The organism is Rhizobium sp. RCC_161_2, assembly GCF_041355235.1.
GTDB lineage: Bacteria > Pseudomonadota > Alphaproteobacteria > Rhizobiales > Rhizobiaceae > Rhizobium.
This window is the reverse complement of the sequence record NZ_JBFUPL010000038.1, coordinates 1-2,827: the sequence shown is the minus strand read 5'-3', so window position 1 is coordinate 2,827 and position 2,827 is coordinate 1. Positions and strand designations below refer to the sequence as shown.

Genomic DNA, 2,827 nt, shown 5'->3' with positions numbered 1-2,827 from the left:
CGGACAACTACCTTGCCGGCCTCAAACTCGCCGCAACGAGGATATGGATCGCTTCAGCTAATGAGTCCGCGTCCTAGCTCTTTAGGGTCGCCGGTTCGAATCTCATCAAGGTGAGGTATCCAAAACTTGTCCGAAACCCTGAAGCAGTACCATTTCAGCATTCAGTTGGGCATGCTGACTGGTAGGTGCAGTGCGGCGTCCGCCTTTTCGGCCGCTACCCGCAGGCGCTTGTCTCTGGTCCATAGAGTCGCTCGCTTGTCAAGAAGGACCGATGCGAGCAAATGGGCATCCGTGTAGCCAATGCCCATGCTGAAAATGCCGTGGCGATCGATCATCGCCATGACTTCGTCGTGCGTGGCCACGACCGCTACGCGTTGAGCCGACAGAAAAGCCATTACGCTGCCGCGATCGCGAAGGCTGCCAAGCGCCAACTCACCGATCACGCACGGGTGGCAAAGTAGGCGATCATCCTCAATAATCCTGCGGAGCTCGGCATCGGCATGGCGGAAATGATCGATCCAAATCGAGGTGTCGGCCAGTATCACTTGGCCGCTGCGCTCCGGCGGCGCGGGGCTGCCTCGGCATCAGGCATGGTTCCTCCGAGCGCGATCAGGCGCTTTCCGGACTCCACGCGAACAAGTGTCTCTAACGCTTGACGGACGAGAACTGCGGTTTCCTTGGTGCCGGTTAAGGACCTGGCCCTTTCGATAAGCGTGTCATCGAGGTTGATAGTCGAACGCATGATCAGCTCCCTTATTGACTGCGATTACTAGCACCATTTGGTGACAAAATCTACACTTGGTCTTTCGCTCCCATTATCGGAGGCAGTCCTGTAACCGAAGTAGACAACACATCAGTTTGTTGAAAAACCGCTGGAACCGCAATTCGAATCCATTCACATCAAAGAATCCGATTTTGTTGGCTGTGGGTTGTCGTCTTTAAAAAAGGTGGCGTCGCAGCCAAGCGCGGGACGACTGCTTTGCGCCTTCAAGACCGCCGTTAGGACGCCCGGTTTGTCATTCTTAGAACTGCCGATCGGCTATGAAACCGACAACGCCGGGCTTCAGGTGAGTTTAGCGAGGATATCGTCGACGACACTTGGGACGGTATTCGCCGTGTCGATATTAACACCGGCAGGAAGATACTCCCGGGTACGATGGTAGCGGAGTACCAGGGCCCGTTCGGCGGGCTCGAAGCCCGGCTCATTCGGCCGCCCATCTAGTCGTCGGCTCAAGGTCTCAACGTCGATGTTGAGCACGAAAACCTTATAGAACAGGTCCAGGAATTTGTGGAAATTGCGCGAACCGCCACAAAAGAACGTGGCAGGATGCGTGGTATCGCCAGCTATAGCTCGGACTTTGTCGACAGACCAGATCCAGTGAGCGTATCTCCAAGCCATCCGGTCTGCCCCTTCGGGTGGTCGTGCGAGCGCCTCGCCTGTCTCGGGGTCGCCGACATAGGCTAAAACGCGATCACCATGGACGACATGGTAGCCCCGCCGCTCCAGTTCGGTAGCGACAGACGTCTTTCCAGTACCCGAGCCGCCTTCGATTAAATAGTTCTTGATGCCCATGGGCCTTTTTATCACGGCTTTCAATCCGGTGAGAAGACACTCTACCTGAGTGTGCTCCGCCGACGAGTCAACCTGATCAAGGTTAGCATTCGCTACATTTCGATTAAGGGTGAATGTCTGGCAGAAACGCGCCCTCATTTCGGTCATTGGGGTCAACTCGCCGGATCCCGAACACTGCCGTTCAGCTAATGCCACCCGCAACGTCATAGATGGTGTGGAATGCGGACATCACTCCAAAACGAGTTTGACATTGTCTTCGGCCTCGTCACCACCAACGCCACGAATTTGTATAATTTCAATAAGCCAATCGAACACAGTGGTCCCTTGCCCTTTTTGCGCTCGGATTAGGTCGGCGTGAATAGCGCCGAGATTTGTAGACACCCTCGGGTTAGATTTTCTGCTGCTTCTCGAACTCGACGGGCGACAGCATCCCGTTCCTGACGTGTTTGCGTTTTGGATTGTAGAACATCTCGATGTAATCGAATACGTCCTGGCGGGCCTCATCGCGTGAACGGTAAACCTTGCGGCGTATCCTTTCGCGCTTCAGAAGATTGAAGAAGCTTTCGGCCACGGCGTTATCATGGCAGTTGCCACGTCGGCTCATCGAATGAACCAGATTGTGGTGCTTGAGGAACGAAGCCCAATCCATGCTGGTGAACTGCGAGCCCTGGTCCGAATGGATCAGCACCTTGTCCTTCGGCTTGCGCCGCCACACTGCCATGAGCAGAGCCTGCAGCACGACATCCGTGGTTTGGCGACCCTGCAATGCCCAGCCGATGACCCGGCGAGAATAGAGATCGATGACGACAGCAAGGTAAGAGAAGCCCTCGCAGGTCCGGATATAAGTGGATGTCCGTGACCCACGCCTTGTCCGGAGCCGCCACGTCAAACTGCCGGTCGAGCGTGTTGCCGATAGCGACAGAAGGCCTGCCGCCATAGATGCCGGGGCGGCGCTTGTAGCCGATCTGCGCCTTGATCCCGGCAAGACGGGTCAGACGTGCAACCCGGTTCGGGCAGCACATCTCGCCCTGATCGAGAAGATCGTCGTGCAGCTTTCGATAGCCGTAGACCTTGCCGCTCTCTTCCCATGCTTTTTGGAGAAGATCAGTCTGCCGTGGCGTTGGTGCGCGGATCGTTAATTGCATTGGCGTACGTGGTCGGCAATCGCAATAACCGCTCTTTGCAACGATGCCTTTCAAACACAACGCCTCCCGACGCCATCGCATCAGCAAGATGAAGTTTGAGCTGACGAAC

Annotated in this window: 3 protein-coding genes and 1 pseudogene; all 4 read right to left on the bottom strand. The window is 55.8% G+C overall.

Annotation, left to right across the window (positions count from 1 at the left end; all coding sequences use genetic code 11):
- Positions 1 to 161 precede the first annotated feature (161 nt).
- Positions 162 to 545: a type II toxin-antitoxin system VapC family toxin gene (locus AB6803_RS33020; protein WP_371112781.1), complete on the bottom strand. Its 384-nt coding sequence runs from the start codon at positions 543 to 545 to the stop codon at positions 162 to 164.
- Entirely contained in the window at positions 542 to 742 is a 201-nt protein-coding gene (locus tag AB6803_RS33015; protein WP_112339354.1) for a type II toxin-antitoxin system VapB family antitoxin, read from the bottom strand. Before AB6803_RS33015 ends, AB6803_RS33020 begins: the two co-directional genes overlap by 4 nt.
- Positions 743 to 1,063: 321 nt before the next feature.
- A complete protein-coding gene (locus AB6803_RS33010; protein ID WP_371112780.1) occupies positions 1,064 to 1,573 on the bottom strand; it encodes a nucleoside kinase in 510 nt (169 codons plus the stop codon).
- Between the two features lie 388 nt (positions 1,574 to 1,961).
- Positions 1,962 to 2,827 (bottom strand): annotated as a pseudogene (locus tag AB6803_RS33005) (IS3 family transposase); the annotation flags it as partial.

Coding starts and splice junctions, on each gene's coding strand:
- AB6803_RS33015 (WP_112339354.1), bottom strand. CDS start 742: ATGCGTTCGACTATCAACCTCGATGACACGCTTATCGAAAGGGCCAGG.
- AB6803_RS33010 (WP_371112780.1), bottom strand. CDS start 1,573: ATGGGCATCAAGAACTATTTAATCGAAGGCGGCTCGGGTACTGGAAAG.